The sequence below is a fragment of the Microlunatus sp. YIM B11417 genome, assembly GCF_059617205.1.
In genome coordinates, this window is record NZ_JCAMPJ010000001.1 from 1589100 (window position 1) to 1612264 (window position 23165).

The 23165-nt window shown below is 70.1% G+C and carries 19 protein-coding genes; 13 read left to right on the forward strand and 6 right to left on the reverse strand.

Annotated elements, in window-relative coordinates; translation table 11 throughout:
- Positions 1–41: 41 nt before the first annotated feature.
- Positions 42–1043, forward strand: a complete 1002-nt coding sequence (locus AC6CCG_RS07960; protein ID WP_496653953.1) for a LacI family DNA-binding transcriptional regulator — start codon at positions 42–44, stop codon at positions 1041–1043.
- Positions 1044–1061: 18 nt separating this feature from the next.
- Here AC6CCG_RS07960 and AC6CCG_RS07965 read toward each other — a convergent pair whose 3' ends face one another.
- From AC6CCG_RS07965 to AC6CCG_RS07975, 3 genes are all read right to left on the reverse strand, one after another.
- Positions 1062–2072, reverse strand: coding sequence for a carbohydrate ABC transporter permease (locus AC6CCG_RS07965; RefSeq protein WP_496653954.1), 1011 nt, complete (start codon positions 2070–2072; stop codon positions 1062–1064).
- Positions 2069–2932: an ABC transporter permease gene (locus AC6CCG_RS07970; protein WP_496654401.1), complete on the reverse strand. Its 864-nt coding sequence runs from the start codon at positions 2930–2932 to the stop codon at positions 2069–2071. Before AC6CCG_RS07970 ends, AC6CCG_RS07965 begins: the two co-directional genes overlap by 4 nt.
- A gap of 84 nt (positions 2933–3016) precedes the next feature.
- Positions 3017–4669, reverse strand: a complete 1653-nt coding sequence (locus AC6CCG_RS07975) for an extracellular solute-binding protein (protein WP_496653955.1) — start codon at positions 4667–4669, stop codon at positions 3017–3019.
- 180 nt (positions 4670–4849) lie between these two features.
- Between AC6CCG_RS07975 and AC6CCG_RS07980 the strand changes: the two genes are divergently transcribed.
- The gene (locus AC6CCG_RS07980; protein ID WP_496653956.1) at positions 4850–7582 is read left to right on the forward strand and encodes a glycoside hydrolase family 3 C-terminal domain-containing protein; all 2733 of its coding nucleotides are present in this window, start codon (positions 4850–4852) and stop codon (positions 7580–7582) included.
- 1 nt (position 7583) lies between these two features.
- Here AC6CCG_RS07980 and AC6CCG_RS07985 read toward each other — a convergent pair whose 3' ends face one another.
- On the reverse strand, positions 7584–8879 hold the full coding sequence (locus AC6CCG_RS07985) for an MFS transporter (RefSeq protein ID WP_496653957.1): 1296 nt from the start codon (positions 8877–8879) through the stop codon (positions 7584–7586).
- Between the two features lie 74 nt (positions 8880–8953).
- Here AC6CCG_RS07985 and AC6CCG_RS07990 point away from each other — a divergent pair, with 74 nt between their 5' ends.
- The 11 genes from AC6CCG_RS07990 to AC6CCG_RS08040 all read left to right on the forward strand — a co-directional run bounded on the left by AC6CCG_RS07990 (position 8954) and on the right by AC6CCG_RS08040 (position 21283).
- Positions 8954–9820: a phosphodiesterase gene (locus AC6CCG_RS07990; RefSeq protein ID WP_496653958.1), complete on the forward strand. Its 867-nt coding sequence runs from the start codon at positions 8954–8956 to the stop codon at positions 9818–9820.
- Between the two features lie 40 nt (positions 9821–9860).
- Positions 9861–10418 carry a Uma2 family endonuclease gene (locus AC6CCG_RS07995; protein WP_496653959.1) on the forward strand — a complete coding sequence of 186 codons (558 nt, stop codon included), beginning with the start codon at positions 9861–9863 and terminating at the stop codon, positions 10416–10418.
- Between the two features lie 68 nt (positions 10419–10486).
- Positions 10487–12067 carry a signal recognition particle protein gene (gene ffh / locus AC6CCG_RS08000; protein ID WP_496653960.1) on the forward strand — a complete coding sequence of 527 codons (1581 nt, stop codon included), beginning with the start codon at positions 10487–10489 and terminating at the stop codon, positions 12065–12067.
- 5 nt (positions 12068–12072) lie between these two features.
- A complete protein-coding gene (locus AC6CCG_RS08005; protein WP_496653961.1) occupies positions 12073–13221 on the forward strand; it encodes an amidohydrolase family protein in 1149 nt (382 codons plus the stop codon).
- Complete coding sequence (locus tag AC6CCG_RS08010; protein WP_496653962.1) at positions 13214–15826, forward strand: alpha/beta fold hydrolase; 2613 nt, start codon at positions 13214–13216, stop codon at positions 15824–15826. Before AC6CCG_RS08005 ends, AC6CCG_RS08010 begins: the two co-directional genes overlap by 8 nt.
- Positions 15827–16035: 209 nt before the next feature.
- Complete coding sequence (locus AC6CCG_RS08015) at positions 16036–16557, forward strand: phosphotransferase family protein (protein ID WP_496653963.1); 522 nt, start codon at positions 16036–16038, stop codon at positions 16555–16557.
- 287 nt (positions 16558–16844) lie between these two features.
- Positions 16845–17900: an ABC transporter permease gene (locus tag AC6CCG_RS08020; protein WP_496653964.1), complete on the forward strand. Its 1056-nt coding sequence runs from the start codon at positions 16845–16847 to the stop codon at positions 17898–17900.
- Between the two features lie 3 nt (positions 17901–17903).
- A complete protein-coding gene (locus AC6CCG_RS08025) occupies positions 17904–18860 on the forward strand; it encodes a carbohydrate ABC transporter permease (RefSeq protein WP_496653965.1) in 957 nt (318 codons plus the stop codon).
- A gap of 64 nt (positions 18861–18924) precedes the next feature.
- Complete coding sequence (locus AC6CCG_RS08030) at positions 18925–19962, forward strand: Gfo/Idh/MocA family protein (protein ID WP_496653966.1); 1038 nt, start codon at positions 18925–18927, stop codon at positions 19960–19962.
- A 33-nt stretch (positions 19963–19995) separates the two neighbouring features.
- Positions 19996–20844 (forward strand): Gfo/Idh/MocA family oxidoreductase, encoded by an 849-nt coding sequence (locus AC6CCG_RS08035; RefSeq protein ID WP_496653967.1) that lies wholly within the window; start codon positions 19996–19998, stop codon positions 20842–20844.
- A gap of 199 nt (positions 20845–21043) precedes the next feature.
- Positions 21044–21283, forward strand: coding sequence for a hypothetical protein (locus AC6CCG_RS08040; RefSeq protein WP_496653968.1), 240 nt, complete (start codon positions 21044–21046; stop codon positions 21281–21283).
- Here AC6CCG_RS08040 and AC6CCG_RS08045 read toward each other — a convergent pair.
- Together AC6CCG_RS08045 and AC6CCG_RS08050 are read right to left on the reverse strand one after the other, a co-directional pair.
- Entirely contained in the window at positions 21280–22194 is a 915-nt protein-coding gene (locus AC6CCG_RS08045) for an LLM class flavin-dependent oxidoreductase (RefSeq protein ID WP_496653969.1), read from the reverse strand. The genes AC6CCG_RS08040 and AC6CCG_RS08045 overlap by 4 nt on opposite strands.
- 21 nt (positions 22195–22215) lie before the next feature.
- The gene (locus AC6CCG_RS08050) at positions 22216–23136 is read right to left on the reverse strand and encodes an alpha/beta hydrolase (RefSeq protein ID WP_496653970.1); all 921 of its coding nucleotides are present in this window, start codon (positions 23134–23136) and stop codon (positions 22216–22218) included.
- Positions 23137–23165 lie beyond the last annotated feature (29 nt).

Consider the following 23165-nt stretch of genomic DNA (forward strand, 5'->3'; position numbering starts at 1 on the left):
AGCGGTACGGCAGGGCCCAGCGGTACGGGAGGAGGGTGATCATGGCCACCATCAACGATGTTGCCCGGGCGGCCGGGGTGTCGACCTCCACCGTGTCGTACGTGCTCAGCGGCAAACGCTCGATCTCGGCCGAGACCCGCGCCCGGGTCGAGGAGGCGATCCGCCAGCTCGACTACCGGCCGCATGCCGGCGCCCGTTCGCTGGCCTCCCGACGGACCTGGACGCTGGCCCTGGTGGCGCCGCTGCGGACCGACGTGAACGTCGGCGTGATCATGAAGTTCGTCACCGGGGTGGTGACCCGGGCCCGTGATCATGAGATGGACGTGCTGCTGCTCACCCAGGACGACCCGCGCGGCGTGGAGCGGGCGGCCACCTCGTCGATGGTCGACGCGTTGATCATGATGGACATCGAGGCCGAGGACCCGCGGATCCCCACCCTGGTGGAGCTGCACCGGCCGGCGGTGCTGATCGGCCTGCCGGACGACCCGCACGGCCTGTCGGTGGTGGACCTGGACTTCGAGGCCGCCGGCCGGATGGCGGTGCAGCACCTGCTCGAGCTGGGGCACACCGAGGTGGCGCTGATCGGTCCGACCCCGACCGTGCTGGGCCGGCACACCTCGTACGCCGAACGACTGCTGCGCGGCTACCGGAGTCTGGCCGAGACGGCCGGCACCGAGCCGGTCGTCGAGCCGGCCGAGGCCAGCCATGCCGGTGGTGTGGACGCCGTCGGCCGGGTGCTCGCCCGGCGCCCCGAGCTGACCGCCCTGGTCGTGCACAACGAGGCCGCCCTGCCCGGCGTGCTCGCCGCGCTGAGCGAGGCGGGCCGCCCGGCCGGGAAGGCGGTCAGCGTGATCGCGCTCTGCCCGGCCGACGTGGCGGTCGGCCAGCAGCTTCCGCTGACCTCGATCGACCTTCCCGCCGTCCGGATGGGCGAGATCGCGGTCGACCTGGCGATGGCCCGGATCGAGGGGATCGAGGACCCGGAGATCCGGCTGTTGGTGCCGCAGCTGACCGAGCGGGACTCCACGTTCCGGCAGTCCTAGCGGTTCCGGCCGCACGGTTCAGCCCTTGATGGCGCCGAAGATGACGCCCTTGGTGAAGTGCCGCTGCACGAACGGGTAGACGATCAGGATCGGTACCAGGGCGAGCACCATCACCGCCATCTTCACCGGCATCCCGGCGACCGTTCCGGTGGCGTGGGTGTCCGTCGACGTGGGCCCGCCGGGCAGGTTGGCGCCCTGCAGCACGTACGAACGCAGCACCAGCTGCAGCGGCCACTTCTCGTTGTCGTTGATGTAGAGCATCGCGTTGAAGAAGGCGTTGAAGTAGCCGACGCCGTAGAACAGCGCGACGACGGCGATCACCGCGCCGGACATCGGCAGCACGATCTGGCCGAGGATCCGCCATTCGCCGGCGCCGTCGATCCGGGCGGCCTCCAGGATGCCCGGTTCGATCCCCATGAAGAAGTTCCGCAGGATCAGCACGTTGAACGCCGACACCGCGGTCGGCAGGATCAGCGCCCAGTAGGAGTTGATCAAGCCGAGGTTGCTGACCAGCAGGTAGGTCGGGATCATCCCGGCGCCGAAGAACATCGTGATCAGGAACACGAACAGGATCAGCCGGTGCCCGAACGAGTTCGGCTTGGACAGCCCGTAGGCGGCCATGATCGACACCGTGGTGGACAGGATCGTGCCGACCGCGGTGATGCCGACGCTGACCAGCGCGGCACGGGTGACCACACCGCCGGACAGGATCTGGACGTACGCCTGCGCGGTCAGCTCGCCCGGAACGACGACCAGGCCGCCGGTCTCGATCGTGTGCGCCTGGGTGGAGAAGCTGGTCAGCACGACGGTGTAGAGCGGGAAGATCACGGCGAGCACGACCACGGCGAGCGCCATCGCCTTGCCGGCGGAGCCGAGCCGGCCGGGCTCCTCGTCCCAGACCGGTCGCTTCCGCTGCCGGGCCCGGGCGCTTCCGCGCCCCGAGCCCGTCGAAGGACGTCCGGTGCCCGTCGCCCCGCGCCCTGAGTTCGTCGATGGGCCGGTCGTGGGTCGGGTGAGTTCGGTGGTCATGATTTCTGGTACACCCCGGCTTCCCCGAACACGTGGGCGAGCTTGTTCGCGCCCAGCACCAGCAACAGACTGATCACGCCCTTGGCCAGCCCGGCGGCCGCGGCGAAGCTCCAGTCGCCGTAGATCACGCCCTGGTAGTAGACATAGGTGTCGATCACCTCGGAGACCTCGGCCCCCACGGCGTCCCGCTGCAGGATCAGCTGTTCGAAGCCGACCGACAGCGAGTCGCCCAGCCGGAGGATCAGCAGCAGGATGATCACCGGCCGGAGCGCCGGCAGTGTGATGTGCCAGAGCCGGCGCCACCGGTTGGCCCCGTCCGAGGCCGCGGCCTCGTGCAGCGCCGGGTCCACCGTGCTGAGCGCGGCCAGGAAGATGATGATGCCCCAGCCGGCGTCCTTCCAGACCGACTGCAGCGTGATCAGGACCAGGAACGCGTCCGGGTCGGTCATCAGGTCGAAGCCCTGGAACCCGTTGTTGCGCAGGGTCTGCGCGACCAGGCCGGCGCCGCCGACGATCTGCTGGAAGATCGTCACGACCAGCACCCAGGAGAAGAAGTGCGGCAGGTAGACCACGGCCTGCACGGCGGTCCTGATCCTGGGTGAGATCACGCTGTTCAGCAGCAGGGCCAGGATGATCGGGATCGGGAAGTAGAAGACCAGCTGGAACGCGGTGATCGCCAGCGTGTTCTTCACCGAGTTCAGGAACAGCGGGTTGTTGAACACCCGGACGAAGTTGTCGAAGCCGACGAAGGCGCTCCGGAAGAAGCCGGTGTACGGCGAGTACTGCTGGAACGCCATCACGTTGCCGAGCATCGGCACGTACGCGAAGACCGCCAGCAGCGCGACCGCCGGGAGGGTCATGATGATCAACGAACGGTCCTGCCTGAGCTTGCTGCGCCAGGTTCGTCGCCGTGCCGGTCGTGGGGTGCTCATCGTGTCGGCGCCCTACTGCTTGTCCAGGATTTCCTGGTAGAAGGTGCGGAGCTGCTCGCCGCCGGACGCCTTCCAGGTCTTGATCGCGTCGTCCAGCGCGCTGAGCGGCTTGCGGCCGCGGGCGATGTCGGACTCCAGGTCCTCGAACGGCTGGCCGATCGACGCGTACTGGCTCGGCTCGGCGATGTTCATGCCGTAGAACAGCGGCTCCGCGGCGAACTCGCCGGCCCGCTGCTGCCAGGTGCAGTACTCCTCGACGTAGCCCGGGTACTGCATGTGGAACTCGGCCACCGGCGGGTCGGTCAGGAAGACGTACGTCGGCTGCAGCTCCTTCGCCGCCAGCGAGGTCGGCTCCGGGATGCCTTGATCACCCTTGGTGTAGTGCACGCCCTCGACACCGTAGTTGATCAAGTGGAACTCGGTGGTTCCGAACGGCGCGGCGAGGACGTTGGCCAGCTTCAGGATCTCCTCGACCTTGGCCGGATCGTCGCTCTGCTTGACGAAGGAGTACATGCCGGCGGCAGCGCCCTTCCAGTAGACCGGCTTCGCGGACTCGTCGGGGGCGATCAGGTCGAACGGCCGTTGCGAGTAGGACGGGTTGCCGGCGAGGTTGTCCCGCAGCGCCTCGTGCCAGCCGCCGAAACCGTCGAACATGATCAACGCCTTGCCGGCCTGGAACCGGCTCTTGCTCTCGTCGTCCTTGCCGGCGACCGCGTCCGGATGCACCAACCCGGCCTTGAACACGCCGGCGCACCACTCCAGCGCCGCCCGGTACTCCTCGGTCTCCACCCGGTGCACCAGGCCGGCGTCGCCCAGTTTCCACTTGGGCACGACGGAGAAGGCCATCGTGGCGATGTTCCACGGGTCCTCGGTGGCCCACTGGTTCCCGCCCGGGTTGTTGATCTCCACCATCAGGTCGTACAACTGCTTGATCGTCTTGACGTCCGGGCTGATGCCGAGCTTCTCCAGCAGGTCGTCCCGGTAGAAGTTCCCGTTGCCGATGGGCGTGCCGGGGAAGGGGAGACCGTACAGCTTGCCGTTCCAGACGCAGGACTTCCAGGCGTCGGTGGGGATGTTGGCGAGGTTCGGGTACTTCGTCACCCCCTCGCCGGCCAGGAACGGCGTGAGGTCGGTGAACACGTTCTCGACGATCTCGGTGCCGAACCGGGACGGCAGGTTCCAGCTCGGCACCTGGACCCAGTCCGGCACGTCCTTCGGCGAGGCGAGCACGGTTGCGAGCTTGTCGCCGTACGTGGTGCCGTCCGAGATCTGGAAGTTGATCTTGCTGCCCAGGATCTCGTTCACGGCGTCGAAGTACTGGTTGCCGCTGCTCGGCGGGATGGTGCCCCACAGCGGCGTCATCGCGTTGATCGTCAGGCCGGTGCCCGGCGGCTCGGGGACCGACCGGACCAGCTCGGCGGGCATCTTCGTGTAACCGGGCGGGGACCCGTTCTGGCTCGGGACGTCGGGCTTGGCGTAGTCCACCGGGACGTACTTCGGCAGCACGGAGTCGGCGATCTCGGCGCCCTGTTCGACGGGGGCCGGCGCGCTGCCGGTGGAACAGCCGGCCAGGGCGGTCCCGGCTCCGGCGGCGAGGCCCACCGAGGTGAGGAACCAGCGGCGGTTCAGCCGGCCTCCGGGCACGGTGCCTGCGGTCATGATCATCACTTCCTCGTGATCGGGATCGGGTCGAGCGCCAGCGAACCGCCGGACCGGCGGGCGAACTGTCGAAGCGCTTCGACAGCGGAAGGTTAAGCGCGCCGTTGATTCTCTGGCAAGACCCTTCATCCAATCGAGACCTGTGAGAAGATCTGATCGAATCGATTCGACACTCGAGGAGTTGGCATGGTGGCCGATCCGGTGGCAGCGCTGCTCGCCGACCTCAGCACCGAGGAGAAGCTCGCCCTGCTGCACCAGGCGGTGCCGGCGCTGCCGCGGCACGGACTGGCGGCGTTCCACACCGGTGCCGAGGCCGCCCACGGGGTCGCCTGGGAGGGCCTCGCGACGGTGTTCCCGCAGCCGGTCGGGATGGCGGCCAGCTGGGACCCGGACCTGCTGCGCCGGATCGGCGACGTGGTCGGGACCGAGCTGCGGGCCAAGCGCGCGGTGGATCCCGGCATCGGGCTGAACGCCTGGGCGCCGGTGGTGAACCCGCTCCGGCACCCGCGCTGGGGACGCAACGAGGAGGGCTTCTCCGAGGACCCGTGGCTGACCGCCGAGCTGGCCGGTGCCTACGCGGCCGGGATGCGCGGCGACGACGCGCGGCGCTGGCGGGCGGTGCCGACGCTGAAGCACTTCTGCGGCTACAACAACGAGACCGACCGCGATGTCAGCGACTCCCAGCTACGGCGCCGGGTGCTCCACGAGTACGAGCTGCCGGCCTACCGCGGCCCGGTCGCCGCCGGGGCGGTCGGTGCGGTGATGGCCTCGTACAACTTGATCAACGGGCGTCCGGCCCACGTCAGCGCCGACCTGCTGGACGAGCTGCGGTCCTGGACCCCGGACTCGCTGCTCGTGGTCTCGGACGCCTTCGCGCCGGGCAACCTGGTCGGGTCGCAGGGTTACTTCGCTGATCATCGGCAGTCGCATGCCGCCGCCCTGCAGGCCGGGATGGACAGCTTCACCGACAACGGCCGGGACTCCGGACCCACGCTGGAGCGGCTGCGCGGGGCGCTCGACGACGGACTGATCACGCTGGCCGAGGTGGATCGGGCCGTGGAACGCGTGCTGCGGCTGCGGGAGCGGCTGGGCGAACTCGATGATCATGACCCGTACGCGGGCATCGGACCCGATGATCTTGACCGGCCGGAGCACCGGGAGCTGGCCCGGGAGGCGGCCGCGGCCGGAGTGGTGGTGCTGCGCAACGAGGGTCTGCTGCCGTTGCCGCCGCGCGGCCGGATCGCAGTGATCGGGCCCTTGGCCCACCGGGTCCTCACCGACTGGTACTCCGGGACCCCGCCCTACACGGTCTCGCTGACCGAGGCGCTCCGGGAGGCCGTCGGGACCGAGGGCGAGGTCCGGGTCGCCGACGGGGCGGACCGGGTGACGCTGCAGCCGGTGGGCCACGACGGCCTGCTCCGCAACCGGGACGGCCGGCTGGTGGCCGACGGGCTGACGGCCGCGGACGGGACGCCGGAGCCGGCCGCGGTGTTCGCGCTCACGGACTGGGGCCACGGCGTGATCACCGTCGCCGCCGCCGACGGCCGGCTCTGGACCGTGCCGAAGGGTCGCTGGGTCCGGGCGGAGGCCGACCGGGTCGGCGGCTGGGTGGTCCAGGAGAGCTTCCGGCTGCACCGGCACGACGACGGCACCTGGTCGCTCCGCCACCTGGGCACCGGGAAGTGGCTGAGGGTCGACGTCGCGGGCGGGCTGTCGGCCGAGCACCTCGACCTGGCGGACGCGACCCGGTTCCGGCTCGGAGTGGTCGCCGACGGCCGGGCCGAGGCCGCGGCGGCGGCCGCCTGGGCGGAGACGGTGATCGTGATGGCGGGCAACGAGCCGCACCTGCTGGGCCGGGAGACCGCGGACCGGCCCGACCTGGCCCTGCCGGCGCCGCAGTCGGCGCTGCTCCGGGCCGCCCGGGCGGTGAACGAGCGGGTGCTGCTGGCGATCGTGTCGAGCTACCCGTACGCGCTGGACGCCGACGAGGCCGGCACCGCGGCCGTCGTCTGGACCAGTCACGGCGGACAGGAACTCGGACACGGCCTGGTCGACGTGATCACCGGCGCCGTCGAACCGGGCGGCCGGCTGGCGCAGACCTGGCCGGCCCCGGACAATCGGCTGCCCGACCTGCTCGACTACGACATCATCAGCAGTCGCGCCACCTACTGGTACTCCGACCAGCGTCCCCGGTACGCCTTCGGCCACGGGCTCGGCTTCTCCCGGATCGAGTACGGCGAGCTCACGATCGACTCCGCCGCCCGGCCGCTCCGGGTCTCGCTGCCGGTGATCAACACCGGTGAACGGCCGGCGATCGAGATCGTCCAGGCCTACGTCAGCGCACCCGAGCACCGGCTGACCTTCCCGCGCCGGCTGGCCGGCTGGCGGCGGGTCCGGCTCGAGCCGGGGGAGAGCCGGGTCGTCGAGCTCACGCTGCGGCCGGAGGCGTTCATGATCTTCGACGTCACCCGGTCGGAGTCGATCATCGAGCGCGGCCCGTACCGGATCGCGGTCGGGGCGTCCGCCGCTGATCTTCGCCGTACCGGCACCGTTCAGCTCGACGGCGAGGTCGTGGGTCCGCACGACCTGACGGCTCCGGTGCCGGCGGCCGCCTTCGACGACTGCGAGCGGGCCCGGCTGGCACCGCGGGAACCGTTGCGGGGCGAGATCGTCGAGGCAGTGGACGGCACGATCGGCTTCCGGTCGGTCGACCTCGGCGATCATGATCAACTCGAGCTCCGGGTCCGCCGGTCCGGCCGCGTCGACGGGCGGGTCGAGGTGACGCTCGACGGGTGCCCGCTCGGCTCGGTCCCGGCCACCGCGACCTGGCAGGCGCACCGGCTGCCGGCTCACCGCCGCGGCGGTGAGCTCGGGTTCCGGCTGGTCCGCGCGGCCCTGGACACCGTCCGCGCGGTCTGACTCAGGGCTGCGGGTTCTGGGCGTCGTAGGCCAGGAACCGGCGCTGCACGGCGAGCACGACGCCCAGCACCACCACGCAGGTCAGGCCGCCGATCACGGCCGCCCAGTGTTCGCCGAACCAGTTCGCCTCGGCGCCCAGCACCAGCTCGCCGAGTCGCGGCCCGCCGGCGACCACGACGATGAACACGCCCTGCAGCCGGCCGCGCATCGAGTCCGGCGTCGCCGACTGCAGGATGGTCTGCCGGAACACCGAGCTGACCGCATCGGCGGCGCCGGCCAGGGCCAGAAACCCCGCCGCCGCCAGCAGGGCGCCCACCAGCAGGCTGCCCGGGGAGGTCGGGCCGATGATCACCAGCACCACGCCGAAGCCCGTGACGGCCAGCCCGAACGCGCCGATCGCCGCGCCGATCACGCGGCCCTGGTGCCGGATCCGTACCAGCGAACCGGAGAAGATCCCGGCCAGCACGGCCCCCACCGCGAACGCGGCGGCGAGGATGCCGGTGGTGGTCGCACCGCCGCCGAGGAAGATCACGCCGACCGCCGGATAGAGCACCCGCGGCATCGCGAAGATCATCGCGATCAGGTCGACGACGAAGGTCATCCGGACGTTCGGCCGGGTGGCCAGGTAGCGCAACCCGTCCAGCACCATGGCGATGCCGCGCCGGCCCCGGCCGACGTCGGGCAGGTCGGCGGACCCGGCGGTCGGCGGCAGATCCGGGAGCCGCCAGAGCGCCCACAGCGAGGCGGTGAACAGGACCGCGTCGATCGTGTAGACCTCGGCGAAGTCCCAGGTCGCGACGAGGAACGCGCCGAGCAGCGGCCCGACGGTCAGGGCGATGTTCCAGAAGACGGTCTGCAGGACGTTCGCGGCCGGCAGCAGCCGCCGGTCGACCAGCCTCGGGATGATCGCCGACCGGGCCGGGTTGTTGATCGCGAAGCCGGCCGACTGCAGGGCGACCAACCCGTAGAGCATCGGTACGGAATCCAGCTGCAGCCAGGCCTGCACCGCGAGCAGGATGACCACCAGCCAGAGCCCGAACGACGAGGCCAGGGCGACCTTGCGCCGGTCGTAGGTGTCCACCAGCGCACCGCCGTACAGGCCGAGCACGATCAGCGGCACCAGCGCACAGACGCCGAGCACGCCGACGGCCAGCGTCGAGCCCGTGATCGCGTACACCTGCAGGCCGACCGCGGCCACCGTGAGCTGGGTGCCGAAGTTGGAGATCCCGAGCCCCCACCACAACCGCCGGAACGAGCGAGACGTCCGCAGCGGGGTGAGATCGAGAAGGAAGGACATGCTGACCCGAAATCTATGGCACCGGTTTCCCGGGCCGTCACCCAGTCTCCATGTCGCCCGGCTAGACCGTGATCATGAACGAGTACGGCAGCCAGTACCCAAGCCCCGACCACACGCTGCTCCACCTCAGTGACACCCACTTCGTCGGCGACGACGAGCGGCTCCACGGCAAGATCGACTGCGACGCCCAGCTGACCCGGCTACTGGACCGGGTCCGCGCCTCCGAGCTGCGCCCCGGGGCGATCATCGTCACCGGCGACCTGGCCGACACCGGCCGGCCCGACGCCTACCGCCGGCTGCGCGCACTGGTCGAGCCGTTCGCCGCCGAACTCGGAGCGGAGTTGGTCTGGGTGATGGGCAACCACGACCGGCGGCCCGCGTTCCGCGCCGGGTTGCTGGATCTCGAGCCGACCGACGAGCCGTACGACCGGGTGCACCAGGTCGGCGGCCTGCGGATCGTCGTACTGGACACGACGGTGCCCGGCGAGCACTACGGCGAACTGACCGACGACCAGCTCGTCTGGCTGCGCGACACGCTGTCCCGGCCGGCCCCGGACGGCACCCTGCTCGCCCTGCACCACCCGCCGATCCCCAGCCCGGTCGCGGTCGCCGGCACCATCGAGCTGCGCGAGGAGGGCTGGCTGGCCGCGATGCTGGCGGGCACCGACGTGCGGGGCATCCTGGCCGGTCATCTGCACTATTCGACGACCAGCCTGTTCGCCGGCATCCCGGTCTCGGTCGCCACGGCCACCTGCTACACCCAGGATCTCGGCGTCGCGCAGCCGGCGGCGCGCGGCCAGGACGGTGCGCAGGCGTACAACCTGATCCACGTGTACGGAGACCGCGTGGTGCATTCGGTGGTGCCGATCGAGGCGTACCCGACGGTGTCGGAATGGCTGCCGCCGGTCGAGCAGCCGGAGGCTGTCAGCGCCGCCGTCTAGTCTCCCCGGATGCTGAGGGGGAGGAATTACCCTGAGTGTCATGACGGCTCATGCGACGGCGACCTGGCCACTGCCGGGCCGGCCCATGACGTTGGCAGATCTCGATGAACTGCCCGACGACGGCCGCCGTTACGAGCTCATCGACGGGGTGCTCGTCGTGAGCCCGTCGCCGTCGTGGCTGCACCAGCGCGGCGTGGGAAGACTGGCCATGCTCATGATGGCTGCATGTCCGGTCGAGCTCGAGGTCTTCGTAGCGACGCTCGATGTTGACATCGCCGCCGACACCCGCCTGGAGCCTGACCTCCTGGTCGTCCGCAAGGATCGGCTCGGAGAGCGTCGGCTGGCGGGGCTGCCCGAGCTCGCGGTGGAGGTGCTGTCGCCCAGTACTCGCCGCTTCGACCTGGTGCTCAAACGTTCTCGATACGAAGCCGCCGGTTGCCCGGGCTATTGGGTCGTCGATCCCGACGCGGCGTCGATCACGGCCTGGGAACTCGTCGAGGACCGGTACGTGGAGGTCGGCAGGGCTGAGGGCGACGCGGAGTTGGCGTTGGCCCGGCCGTTCCCGGTGACGCTGAATCCGGTCCGCCTGGTCGACTGAACTCCGCGGCGGATTGGCCGCACCGTTAGGCTGGCAGGGATAGGGACCCCTGCACACCGAGGAAGCTCGTGTTCGACACACTGCAAGACCGGCTCGCCGCGACGTTCAAGAACCTGCGCGGCAAAGGTCGGATCACCGACGCCGACATCGACACCACCGCGCGGGAGATCCGCCGAGCGCTGCTCGAGGCGGACGTCGCGCTGTCCGTCGTCAAGGACTTCATCAGCGCCATCCGGGAACGGGCCCGGACCGCTGAACTGAGCGGTGCGCTGAACCCGGCCCAGCAGATCATCAAGATCGTCAACGAGGAACTGATCAACGTCCTCGGCGGCGAGACCAGGACGATCCGGTTCGCGAAGCGGCCGCCGACCGTCATCCTGCTGGCCGGCCTGCAGGGTGCCGGCAAGACGACGCTGGCCGGCAAGCTGGCGTACTGGCTGAAGGAGCAGGGCCACTCGCCGCTCCTGGTGGCCGCCGACCTGCAGCGGCCGAACGCGGTCGACCAGCTGCGGGTGGTCGGGCAGCGGGCCGGCGTGCAGGTCTTCGCTCCGGAACCGGGATCCGGGGTCGGCGATCCGGTCAAGGTCGCGAAGGACTCGATCGGCGAGGCCGAGCGGAAGCTGTTCGACGTGGTGATCGTCGACACCGCGGGCCGGCTCGGTGTCGACACCGAGATGATGCAGCAGGCCTCGGCGATCCGGGACGCGGTCAACCCGGACGAGACCCTGTTCGTCGTCAACGCGATGATCGGCCAGGACGCCGTCAACACGGCCAACGCGTTCGCCGACGGAGTGGGCTTCGACGGCGTCGTGCTCACTCAGCTCGACGGTGACGCCCGCGGCGGTGCGGCGCTGTCGATCGCCAAGGCCACCGGCAAGCCGATCATGTTCGCCTCCAACGGTGAGAAGGTCGGCGACTTCGACCTGTTCCACCCGGACCGGATGGCCAGCCGGATCCTCGGCATGGGCGACATGCTCACCCTGATCGAGCAGGCCGAGAAGACCTTCGACGCCGAGCAGTCGGCGAAGGCGGCCGCGAAGCTGACCAGCAAGGGCGGCGGCGAGTTCGGGCTGTCCGACTTCCTGCAGCAGATGCAGATGGTGCGCAAGATGGGCCCGCTCTCCAAGATCTTCGGCATGCTGCCGGGGATGGGCGAGATGAAGGACCAGATCGCCGGCATCGACGAGCGGGAGGTCGACCGGATCGAGGCGATCATCCACTCGATGACGCCGGCCGAGCGGGACAACCCCAAGATCATCGACGGTTCCCGGCGGGCCCGGATCGCCCGCGGCTCCGGCGTCGAGGTGTCCGCCGTGAACAGCCTGGTCACCCGGTTCTTCGAGGCCCGCAAGGTGATGTCGCAGCTGGCCAACGGCAAGGGCATGCCGGGGATGCCAGGCATGCCGGGGCTGCCCGGCGCCGCGAAGCGACCGGCGGCCAAGCAGGGCAAGAAGAACAAGCGCGGCAAGAAGGTGTCCGGCAACCCGGCCAAGCGGGCCGCCGCGGCCAAGGGCCAGGACCAGCAGCAGGCGGTCGACCCGGCCGCGGCGTTCGGCGGCGGGATGGACCAGGAGCAGCTGGAACAGGCGATCAAGGACTTCCAGTTGCCGCCCGGCCTCGGCAAGATGATCAACAACCAGGGCAAGTAGGGTCCGTGCCGGAGCGGCTGCATCTCACCGGCACGCTGCTGCCGTCGGAGGAGCCCGTCGAGCTGTGGATCGTCGACGGGAGGATCAGCGACGAGCCGGTGTCCGGTGCCACCACGGTGCTGACCGGCGGCTGGATCCTGCCCGGTCTGGTCGACGCGCACTGCCACGTCGGCCTGGACTCCGGCGGGGCCGTGGACCGGGCCACGGCCGAGGCCCAGGCGAGGGCCGACCGGGACGCCGGGGCGCTGCTGATCCGGGATGCCGGTTCGCCGTCCGACACCCGCTGGATCGACGAGCGGGACGACCTGCCCATGATCATCCGGGCCGGCCGGCACCTGGCCCGGCCGAAGCGTTACCTGCGCGGCTTCGGCGAGGAGATCGAACCGGCCGAGTTGATCTCCGCGGTCGAGCGGCAGGCCGCGGCCGGCGACGGCTGGGTCAAGCTGGTCGGCGACTGGATCGACCGCGACCTCGGTGATCTTGCTCCGCTGTGGCCCGTCGAGGTGGCGACGGCGGCGATCGCCCGGGCCCATGAGCTCGGCGTCCGGGTCACCGCACACGTGTTCGGCGAGCAGGCCACCGCGGAGTTGATCATGGCCGGAGTGGACGGGATCGAGCACGGCACCGGGTTGACCGCGGAGGGGATCGCGATCATGGCCGAACGGCGGATCGCGCTGGTGCCGACGATGATCCAGGTCGGCCTGTTCGAACGGTTCGCGGCGCAGGGGGAGCCGAAGTTCCCGGCGTACGCGAAGCACATGCGGGCCCTGCAGTCCGGACATCGCGGCATCCTGGCCGACGCGCGGGACGCGGGGGTGCCGCTCCATGCCGGCACCGACGCCGGCGGCTACCAGCCGCACGGACTGATCGGGACCGAGATCGCCCGGATGGCCGACGTGATCGGGGCACCGGACGCCCTGGCGGCCGGGTCCTGGAAGGCCCGGCGCTGGCTCGGCCGGCCCGAGCGTCCGGTGCCGGGGGAGCGGGCCGAACTGGTCGGCTACCCGGCCGATCCGCGGTCCGACCTGACCGTGCTGACCGGTCCGCGCCACGTCGTGCTCGGTCGTACCCACCGCTTCCTCCGGGGTCCCCGCGGCGCGGTTCGGGGGAGCGAAGCGGAGGAGAAGCGCGCCGTGGGGTGGGTCGTTGGCTGAGCACCGTCCGCGCCTCGGCCGCCGTGGGGCCGCGCCCAGGATCCTGCTGGCGCTGCTGCTGACCTGCGGTCTGCTCTCCGTACCCACGACGGCCCGGGCCGAGGAGGTCGTGGAGACACCGGTCCGGATCGCCGGCACCCCGGAGCCGGCCGAACCGGCGGGGACCGACGGCGGGCCGGTCGAGCTGGACGCCTCCGTGTTCACCGCCCGGCCGGGTGAGCCGCAGCCGGCGGTCGTGCTGAGTCACGGGTTCAACGGCAGCAAGGGCGACAGCGCGGAGACGGCCCGCCGGCTCGCCGCCGACGGCTACACCGTGATCACGTACACGGCCCGCGGGTTCGGTTCCTCCGGCGGCCTGATCCACCTTGATCATCCGGACTTCGAGGTGGCCGACCTGACCAAGATCATCGACTATGCGGCGACGCTGCCCGAGGTCCAGCGCACCGGTGACAACGACCCGGTGATCGGGCTGGCCGGCGTCTCGTACGGCGGCGCGGTGACCCTGTTCGGCGGCGCCGATCCGCGGGTGGACGCGATCGCGCCGGCCTTCACCTGGAACAGCCTGCCGCACGCCCTGTTCCCGCAGTACGCCAGCAGCGGCACCCAGGAGGCGCCGGGGCAGGTGCTGCCGATCGACACGGCGGGCGTGTTCAAGGCCCGCTGGGCGTCGCTGTTCTTCCTCGACACCAGCCGGCCCGACGACCCGAACGTTCCGGCCGACCGGTCCCTCTGCGGCCGCTTCTCGCTGGACCTGTGCCGGGCCTACCTGGAGACCGCGCAGACCGGCCGGCCGAACGCGAAGCTGCTGGAGCTGCTGGACCGGTCCAGCCCGCAGTCCGTGCTGGGCCGGATCAACGCACCGACCATGATCATCGCCGGCGAGCAGGACACCCTGTTCCCGCTCGATCACGCCGACGCGAACCTGCGCGGACTGCCCGCCGGCACGCCGGCCCGGATGGTCTGGGTGGACGGCGGCCACGACGGCACGATCGCGCTGGACCCGATGACCGCGGAACTGGAGTCCTGGTTCGGCCGCCACCTGAAGAATGAGCAGACCGACCCCGGGCCGGCCTTCGCCGTGGACATCCCGACCGGCCGGGCCAACGGTGCCGACCGGCCGGCGGACCGACTGACCGGGGCCGCCTATCCCGGCCGCGGCGCCCCGGCGATGGTGACCGGGTCGCTGACCCTGGACGGCGACGCGCAGCGGATGATCGCGCCGCCCGGCGGGGTGCCGGCGGCGCTGACCAGCCTGCCCGGCCTCGGCCCGCAGCTGGCAGCGCTGACCGGCACCGAGGCGTACCGGATCGGAGTGCTGCCCGGCCAGTCGGTCACCTTCACCAGTGCTGCGCTGGACGAGCCGCTCAACGTGGTCGGCAGCGCCCGGGCCCGGATCCGGATCACGCCGTCGACGACGTCGGCGACCCTGTTCGCGTCGCTGTGGGACCTCGGCCCGGACAGTACGAGTTCGGGCGCGCCGGCCCCGTCCAGCGCCGTCCTGCCCGGCCTGGCCGTCGCCCCGATCCGGCTGGACGGCCTGAAGCCGGGCGTGCCGACCGACGTCATGATCAACCTGCCGCCGATCGCGCACCGCTACCCGGTCAACCACCGGGCCCAGCTGGTGATCTCCAGCACCGACCAGGCCTACGCGCTGCCCGACGAGGCCGCCGACTACGAGCTGGAACTGCTGGACCGGTCCCTGGTGCTGCCGACCCTGACACCGGTCGAGGTGGAGCCGGAGCAGCGGTTCTCGGTGCCGGCCTGGCTGCCGATCGCGGTCGGGTTGCTCGCCCTGGCGGCCGCGGCGGCGATCGGGATCGGCCGGCTCCGCGGCTTCCTGCAGGCTCGCGGGGACGCCGAACGGGCCGATCTGCGGAACACGCCGCTGGCCGTCGACGGCCTGACCAAGAGCTACCGTGACCGGCTGACCAAGGAACGGGTGCTGGCCGTCCACGACGTGACCTTCGCCGCCGAGCCGGGTCAGGTGGTCGGCCTGCTCGGGCCGAACGGCGCGGGAAAGACGACCACGATCCGGATGATGATGGGCCTGATCCGGCCCGACTCCGGCAGTGCGTACGTGCTCGGCCGCCGGGTCCGGCCCGGTGCTCCAGTCCTGCAGTCGGTCGGGGCGCTGGTCGAGGGCCCGGGCTTCCTGCCGCATCTGTCCGGCGAGGAGAACCTGCGCGCCTACTGGGCCGCGACCGGCCGTCCCGAGGAGGAGGCCCGGTTCGACGAGGTCCTCCGGATCGCCGACCTCGGCTCCGCCGCCCAGCGCCGGGTCCGCGGCTACAGCCAGGGCATGCGGCAGCGCCTCGGGATCGCCCAGGCCATGCTCGGCCTACCCCGGTTGTTGATCTTGGACGAGCCGGTGAACGGCCTCGACCCGCCCCAGATCAAGGCGATGCGGGCCGTCCTCGCCGACTACGCCGCCGCCGGCCGCACCGTCCTGCTGTCCAGCCACCTGCTCGGCGAGGTCGAGCTGACCTGCAGTCACGTGGTGATGATGAACCGAGGCCGCGTCGTCCTCGCCGGCTCGGTGGCCGAACTCACCGAACGCCACGACCGCCCCCTGGAGGAGGTCTTCCTCCGCCTGATCACCCCCTGACCTCAGGGGTCGGATCGGGAAGAATGGCCGGATGCGACAAGGTGCGGTGGGCCACGTCCGCCTGGTCGAGCACGGGGGCCGGCGCTGTGTCGAGAAGCAGATCGCCGATCCGGTCCGCCACGACACGGAGGTACTGGCGCTGCGGGCGCTCGCGGACAGCGGCCTGCCGGTGCCCGAGTTGATCAAGGTCGAGCCCGGGGTCGGTGCTGATGACCCTGATGCGCGGCGGGCGGCTCGACGCCGAGAAGGCCGACGTGCGGCTGGACGGGCTCCGCGCCTCGGCCGCGTTGCTGCGGCGCCTGCACCGGATCGAGCCCGCGCCGGGTCTGCCGGCAGCGCCGGACGACGCGCTGATCGCCCGGCGCTACCGGGAGGCCGGCGGGCCGCCGCTGCCGCTGGCGATCCCTCGGATCGGGCGGCCGGTGTTCTGCCACGGCGACTGGACCGACGCCAATCTGCTCGCCGAGAACGGCGAGATCACCGCCGTCGTCGACTGGGAAGCGGCCCATGCCGGCGACCCGATCAGGGAACTGGCCCGGGCGGCCTGGGCGGCGTCGCAGAAGGACCCGCGGTGCTTCGACGTCATCGTCGAGGCGTACGGCGAGGATCCGGCTCGGGCACGGGCGTGGACTCCGCTCCATGCCGCTGAGCTGTGGCTCTGGTTCCGCGAAGCCGGGCCGCCGGACTACCTGGAACAGCTCACGGCCGACCTGCTCGCCTGGCCCCGCTAGGCGCGCTCCGCAGAGCGCGCGGCTTCTGCACGGCCGAACCTTCCCGGTGCCGTCGGCGTGGGCGTAACAGATCATTTACGTGACTCACCCTTGCTATTTGCAATCGGTTGCAATAGCGTGCTGGACGAGACCTGGCGAGGGTGGCGAGCGGATTTCAATCACCGAAATCACCGTGTTGACAGTCGAATCTCACCAGGGGAAACTCGGGGCCACCACCCCGCGCGGCGAGCGGGTGGAACCCGGGGCAGCGATGCCAGGGGTAGACGCTCAGGGAAGAGGGAGGTGGCATGAGCTCGCAGAGGGCCGACGCCGCAATCGGCGCCGGAAACGAAGAACCGACCAATGCCGAGCTGCAAGCTCGCGGCGCGGTCGACACCGGCCGCGACCAACCGAAGGGCCGGAAGGCGAGCACGCCACCGGACCGGCAACTCTCCCTGTTCACGCGGTTCTGGCGCGACAGGTCCTTGTTGCTGCTGGCCGTGCCGGGTGTGGTGTTGGTGGTGTTGTTCCACTACATCCCGTTGCTGGGCAACGTGATCGCGTTCAAGGACTATCAGCCCTATCTCGGGATCTGGGAGGCCCCGTGGGTCGGGCTGGAGAATTTCGAGATCATCTTCAACGGCGATCCGTACTTCCTGAACGCTCTGAAGAACACGTTGATCATCTCGTTGGTGCAGATCGTGTTCGTGTTCCCGGTGCCGATCGGGTTGGCGTTGTTGTTGAACTCGTTGCTGGGCGAGAAGATCAAGCGGGTGGTGCAGTCGATCTTGTACCTGCCGCACTTCATGTCCTGGGTGATCGTGGTCGCGATCTTCCAGCACATGCTGGGCAACGCGGGTCTGTTCAACACGTGGGCGCGGCAGAACGACTTCTTCACGATGAACATCATCGGTGAGCCGTCGCTGTTCATTCCGTTGATCACGTCGCAGATCATCTGGAAGGACGCGGGTTGGGGCACGATCATCTTCCTGGCGGCGATCTCGCGGGTCGATCTCGACCTGTACGAGGCGGTCGCGGTGGACGGCGGTGGCCGGTTGCGGCAGTTGTGGCATGTGACGCTGCCGGCGATCCGAGGTGTGATCATCCTGTTGCTGATCTTGCGGCTGGGTGATGCGCTGACGGTCGGCTTCGAGCAGATCTTCCTGCAGCAGGGGCCGGTCGGGCTGGAGGCGTCGGAGGTGTTGGACACCTACGTCTACAACCGTGGCATCGTCGGCGGGAACTGGGGTGCCTCGGCCGCGGTCGGGTTGGTGAAGGGCCTGGTCGGCACAGCGCTGGTGCTGGGGGCGAACAAGGTCGCCCACATCTTCGGTGAACGCGGCGTCTACTCGACGAAGGACTGAATCATGGCTACGACTACCACGTCCTCGCCGCGGAAGCGGCGCAAGCCGGTCACGATCCCGGGCATGTCGCAGAGCGACCGGCTGCGGGCGATCAACGGGGCGAAGCCGCCGAGCATCCCGATCCGGATCCTGAAGGGGATCGTGCTGTTGATCGCGTGTCTGTTGGTGATCATGCCGTTCCTCGCGGTGATCTCGACCAGTCTGGCCGACCAGGAGCAGATCAACGCCGCCGGCGGTTATGTGTTGTTCCCGACCAACCCGACGTTCGCCGCGTACGAGGCGATCTTCAGGGGCGGGGTGGTGACCCGGGCGACGATCGTGTCGATCTTGATCACGGTGGTCGGTTCGGCGCTGTCGGTCACGGTGGTGACGATGCTGGCGTACGCGCTGTCGCGGCCGGGGACGTTCGCGCACCGGCCGATCCTGCTGATGGTGCTGTTCACCATGCTGTTCTCCGCCGGCATGATCCCGAACTACCTGCTGGTGAAGCAGTTGGGGCTGATCGACTCCTATTGGGCGTTGATCCTGCCGACGATGGTGTCCGGCTTCCAGGTGATCCTGATGCGGGGCTTCTTCCTGGAGGTGCCGAAGGAGATCATCGAGGCCGCCCGGATCGACGGGGCCGGCGAGTTCCGGATCCTGACCACGATCATGGTCCCGTTGTCCAAGGCGGCCCTGGCGGTGATCGCGTTGTTCAATGCGGTGTCGTACTGGAACGCGTTCTTCAACGCGGTGCTCTACATCAACTCGACCGAGAAGTGGCCGCTGCAGCTGGTCCTGCGGACCTACGTGGTGGACAACTCCTCGATCGGGGTCGATCTGCCGGGCGACTACATCCCGCCGCAGCAGTCGTTGCAGATGGCGATCCTCGTGGTCAGCCTGGTGCCGATCTGCCTGGTCTACCCGTTCCTGCAGAAGCACTTCGCCAAGGGCGTGATCATCGGAGCCGTCAAGGGCTGATCACTCCGCACCGGGACCCCCGGGCGGGCACACATAGGGGCAGCAACGCAAAGGGAGAACTTCCTTGTCCGAACAGGTAAGAGTCGGCATCATCGGCCTCGGCCGAAGCGGTTGGAACATCCACGCCGCCGGCCTCCGGGACCTGACCGACCAGTTCCGGGTGGTCGCCGTCGCCGACCCGCTCCCGGAGCGCCAGCAGGAGGCGGCGAACGACTTCGGGGCGACCACGTACGCCGAGCCGGAGCAGCTGATCGCCGACGAGCAGGTGGAGCTCGTCGTGGTGGCCACGCCGTCGTTCACCCACGTACCGCTCGCCCTGGCCGCGCTCGCGGCGGGCAAGCACGTGGTGATCGAGAAGCCGATGGCGCAGTCGGTCGAGGAGGTCGACCAGCTCACCGCGGCGGCCGAGCAGGCCGGCCGGATGGTCACCTGCTTCCAGAACAACCGGTTCGAGCCGTCGTTCCTCAGGATCAGGGAGATCATCGACTCCGGCCGGATCGGCGAGGTCGTGCTGGTGCGCCGGGCGATCCACCGGTTCGCCCGCCGGGCCGACTGGCAGACCCTCCGGGCCAAGGGCGGCGGCGAGCTGCCGAACACGGTGTCGCACTTCCTTGATCAACTGCTGCTGCTCGTCGGGGACAGCCCGGTGTCGGTGTTCGCCGACCTGCGCCGGACCGTGTCGGCCGGCGACGCCGAGGACCACGTCAAGCTGGTGCTCCGGCCGGAGAAGGGCCCGCTGGTCGAGGTCGAGTCCAGCGCCGCGATCGCGTACCCGCAGGATCACTGGCTGATCGCCGGGACCGCGGGCGGCATCACCGGCTCGATGTCGGAACTCAAGGTCCGCTGGTTCGACCCCGCCGCGCTGCCCGAGCTGGAGGCCGACCCGAACACGCCCGAAGGCCGCAAGTACGGCTACACCGAGACGATCGACTGGCAGGAGGAGACGATCGAGGTCCCGCCGCCGGCCGAGCGGACGCAGAACTACTACCGGACGATCTACGCCACCCTGCGGGAGGGCGCCGACCTGTTCGTCACTCCGGCCAGCGTGCGCCGCCAGATCGGCGTGATCGCCGAGGCCCGCAACCAGACCGGCTTCCTCTGATTTCCAGCACAACCATCATCGAATAGGACGACTGTGAAACGCATCGGCTTCATCGGAACCGAGAACTCCCACACCGACCACTTCATCCGCCTGCTCAACGCCGAGGAACAGCACCCGGGCTACCGTGCCGTCGCCCTCGTCGGCGGGGCCTCGGAACGTAACAACGCGCTCGCCGAGGCCGGCGACATCTCGATCATCGTCGACAACCCGGAGGACCTGATCGGCCAGGTCGACGCCGCGGTGATCTGCACCCGCGACGGGGCCCGGCACCGCGAGCAGGCCGAGCCGCTGCTGAAGGCCGGCCTGCCGGTCCTGATGGACAAGCCGTTCGCCACCACGACCGCCGACGCCGAGGCGGTCATCGCCGCGGCCCAGGCGAGCCAGACCCCGCTGGACTCCTCGTCGGCGCTGCGCTTCGTGCCCGAGATCGCCGAGTTCGCCGCCGCCGCGGAGGGCCTCAAGGAACTGCGCCGGCTCACCGTCTCCGGACCGGCCGACCCGGACAGCGAATACTCCGGGCTGTTCTTCTACGGCATCCACCATGTCGAGGCTGCCCTGGAGATCCTGGGCAACCCGGTGATCGGGGTCGACCAGGAGGTCGACGTGGCGCGCCGCGGTGACACCGTGACGGCCCGGACCCTGATCGGTGACGTCGAGGTCGAGTTCGTCTTCGTCGTGCCGGGCGCCGACTACCGGATCCCGTTCCACGCCCAGCTGATCGGCACCGGCGGGATCGTCGCCAAGGAACTGACCCTCGGCAAGGACTACAACGCGCCGCTGCTGGCCAAGTTCGTCGACGTCTGGGAGAGCCATACGCCCATCGATGTCGAGCGCCTGCTCAGCCCGGTCAATCTGCTGGCCGCGATCAGCAACGCCCTCTGATTCGACGAACCCTGCCGCTCCCCGCGGGCCTCGCGCCCGCCGGGGGCGGCAGTTCGCGTTCCGGCGGACACCCCGCGAGACAGGACCGGTCGCTTCGTGATTCGTGTGTTGACAGTCACACCGGGTGTCATCAAGAATCGGTAACGACCGAGAGCAGCAGGGAGGGGCCCTGTGCGGGTGAGGACTGTTCGAGGTGGTTATGAACGACGATCTGGGACGACTGTCGGTGCGGGAGTTGATCATTCGACTCGCGGACACGGAGGACACGATTCGGCGGGCAGCAATCTGCGGCGACCGAGCAGACTCCGAACGACAACCGATCAATGGCTCGCTGATCGAGCTGGCGCGGACCGAGCAACGGATCATCCGCGAGCTGCGACAACGTGAGCACACGGTCGATCGGCACGCCTGGCGCCGCGAGCAGCCGCTCGCCGGTTAGTCGGTTTCGTATCCCAGCTGCGGGATGACCTCGTCTGCGAACCGTCGGAGTTGTTCCGGCGGGTCGAGTAGCGGATCGAGGATGATCAACTGAGCTCCGGCCCTGGCCACCTCGGCCAGGCCGAGAGCGCAGTCGTCGACCGTGCCGGCAACCGCGACGGTGGCAAGGTCACCCATCGCGAAGTAGCTGTACCGGCGGTGGAGGGCGTCGGCCGCCTGGCTGCGAGCCCGTGCGCCGTTGTCGTCGAGTGCGACATAGACGCGCTTGGCGATGTCGAACGTGCCCGGGTTCCGGTGTTGCCGGTCCAGCTCGGCCCGCAGCGTGACGACCTGCGCCGCGAATGCCGCGGTGGTCGAGGAGCCGGCGCCGAGGAAGCCAGAGCCGAGCCGAACGGCGCGCGCGAGCGCCTTCGGATGACTGCCGCCCAGCCAGAGCGGCGGGTGCGGCCGCTGGACCGGCTTGGGCTCCATGGCCGCGTCGCGGAGTTGCCAGAACCGTCCGTCGAAGTCGATCCGCGGCTCGGCCCAGAGTCGACGCATCAGCTCCAGCCCTTCGCCGAAGCGTGCCACGAACGTCGACGGGTCGACGCCGAAGGCCGAGAACATCTGGTACGGACCTCCGGCGACCAGCCCGACCTCGGTCCGGCCTCGGCTGAGCTGGTCCAGGCTGGCGATGCCCTTGGCCAGGTGGACCGGGTTGTGCAGCGAGCTGACGAACATGGCACAGCCGAGCCTGATCCGGTGGGTGACGGCGGCGGCGAAGGACAGTACTTCGAGTGGGCTCAGCAGCGGAGACGTGCCGAGCACCTGTTCACCGGTCCAGGCGCTCTCGAACCGGAGCTCCTCGGCCTGAGCCAGGAAGTCACCGAGCAGGCCCGGGTCGAACCTGCCGGCCGTGGCGGCCTGGGGCATGGCGACGGCGTAGCGCACGGTTCAGCCGCCGAGCTTGTGGCGCAGCCAGGAGCCCGCCTCGGCGATCGCGGCGTCGGCTTCGGGCAGGCGGCCGGCCATCAGCTGGTACGCGTGCTGCATCTCCTCGCCGACCCACAGTTCGACCTCGACCCCGGCCTGCCGGGCCCGGGTCGCGAACAGGTCGATGCTGTCCTTGAGCGTCTCGTGGCTGCCGTAGGTCAGCAGGATCGGCGGCAGGCCGGACGGGTCCGCGTACAGCGGGTTGGCCAGCGGATCGGTCGGCGGCCGCCCGCCGAGGTAGAGCGGGCCGAAGCCGTGCACCAGCTCCCGGGAGATGGCGAGGTCGAATCCGGCGTTGCTCTCGTACGACTCGCCGTTGCCCTCGAGGTCGTACCAGGGGGAGAAGGCGGCGATCGCGCCGGGCAGCGGACGGCCGTCGTCGCGCAGGGACAGCGCCGCGGCCGTGGCGAGGTTGCCGCCTGCGGACTCGCCGGCGAGGCCGATCCGGGCCGGCTGGATGCCCTGCTCGAGCAGCCAGTCGTAGCAGGCCCGCGCGTCGTCGAGCTGCGCCGGGTACGGGTGCAGGGGAGCCAGGCGGTAGTCGGTGATCAGTACGGCGCAGCCGGCCGCCGTCGCGAGGTGACCGCCGACCTTGCGGTGGCTGTCCTTGGAGCCGCTGACGAAGCCGCCGCCGTGGAAGTAGATGATCACCCGGTCGGTGGAGCCCGCGACCGGGCGGGCCCAGATCGCGGCCGTGCCGCCGGCGACGACCTCCTGGTACGTCACGTCGACCGGCTCCGCGGCCAGGCCGGCGGTGCCCTCGAGCCCGGCCAGGTCGAGGTCCGGATGGGTCGCCCGGAGCCGGGCCATGATGCCGGCCACCGTCTTCGGGGCGCAGGCCTGGTAGGTGTCGCGAAGTGTGGTCCATTCCTTGCTCGCCATCGTGCAGCTCCTCCTTGAGTTAGTTGTCT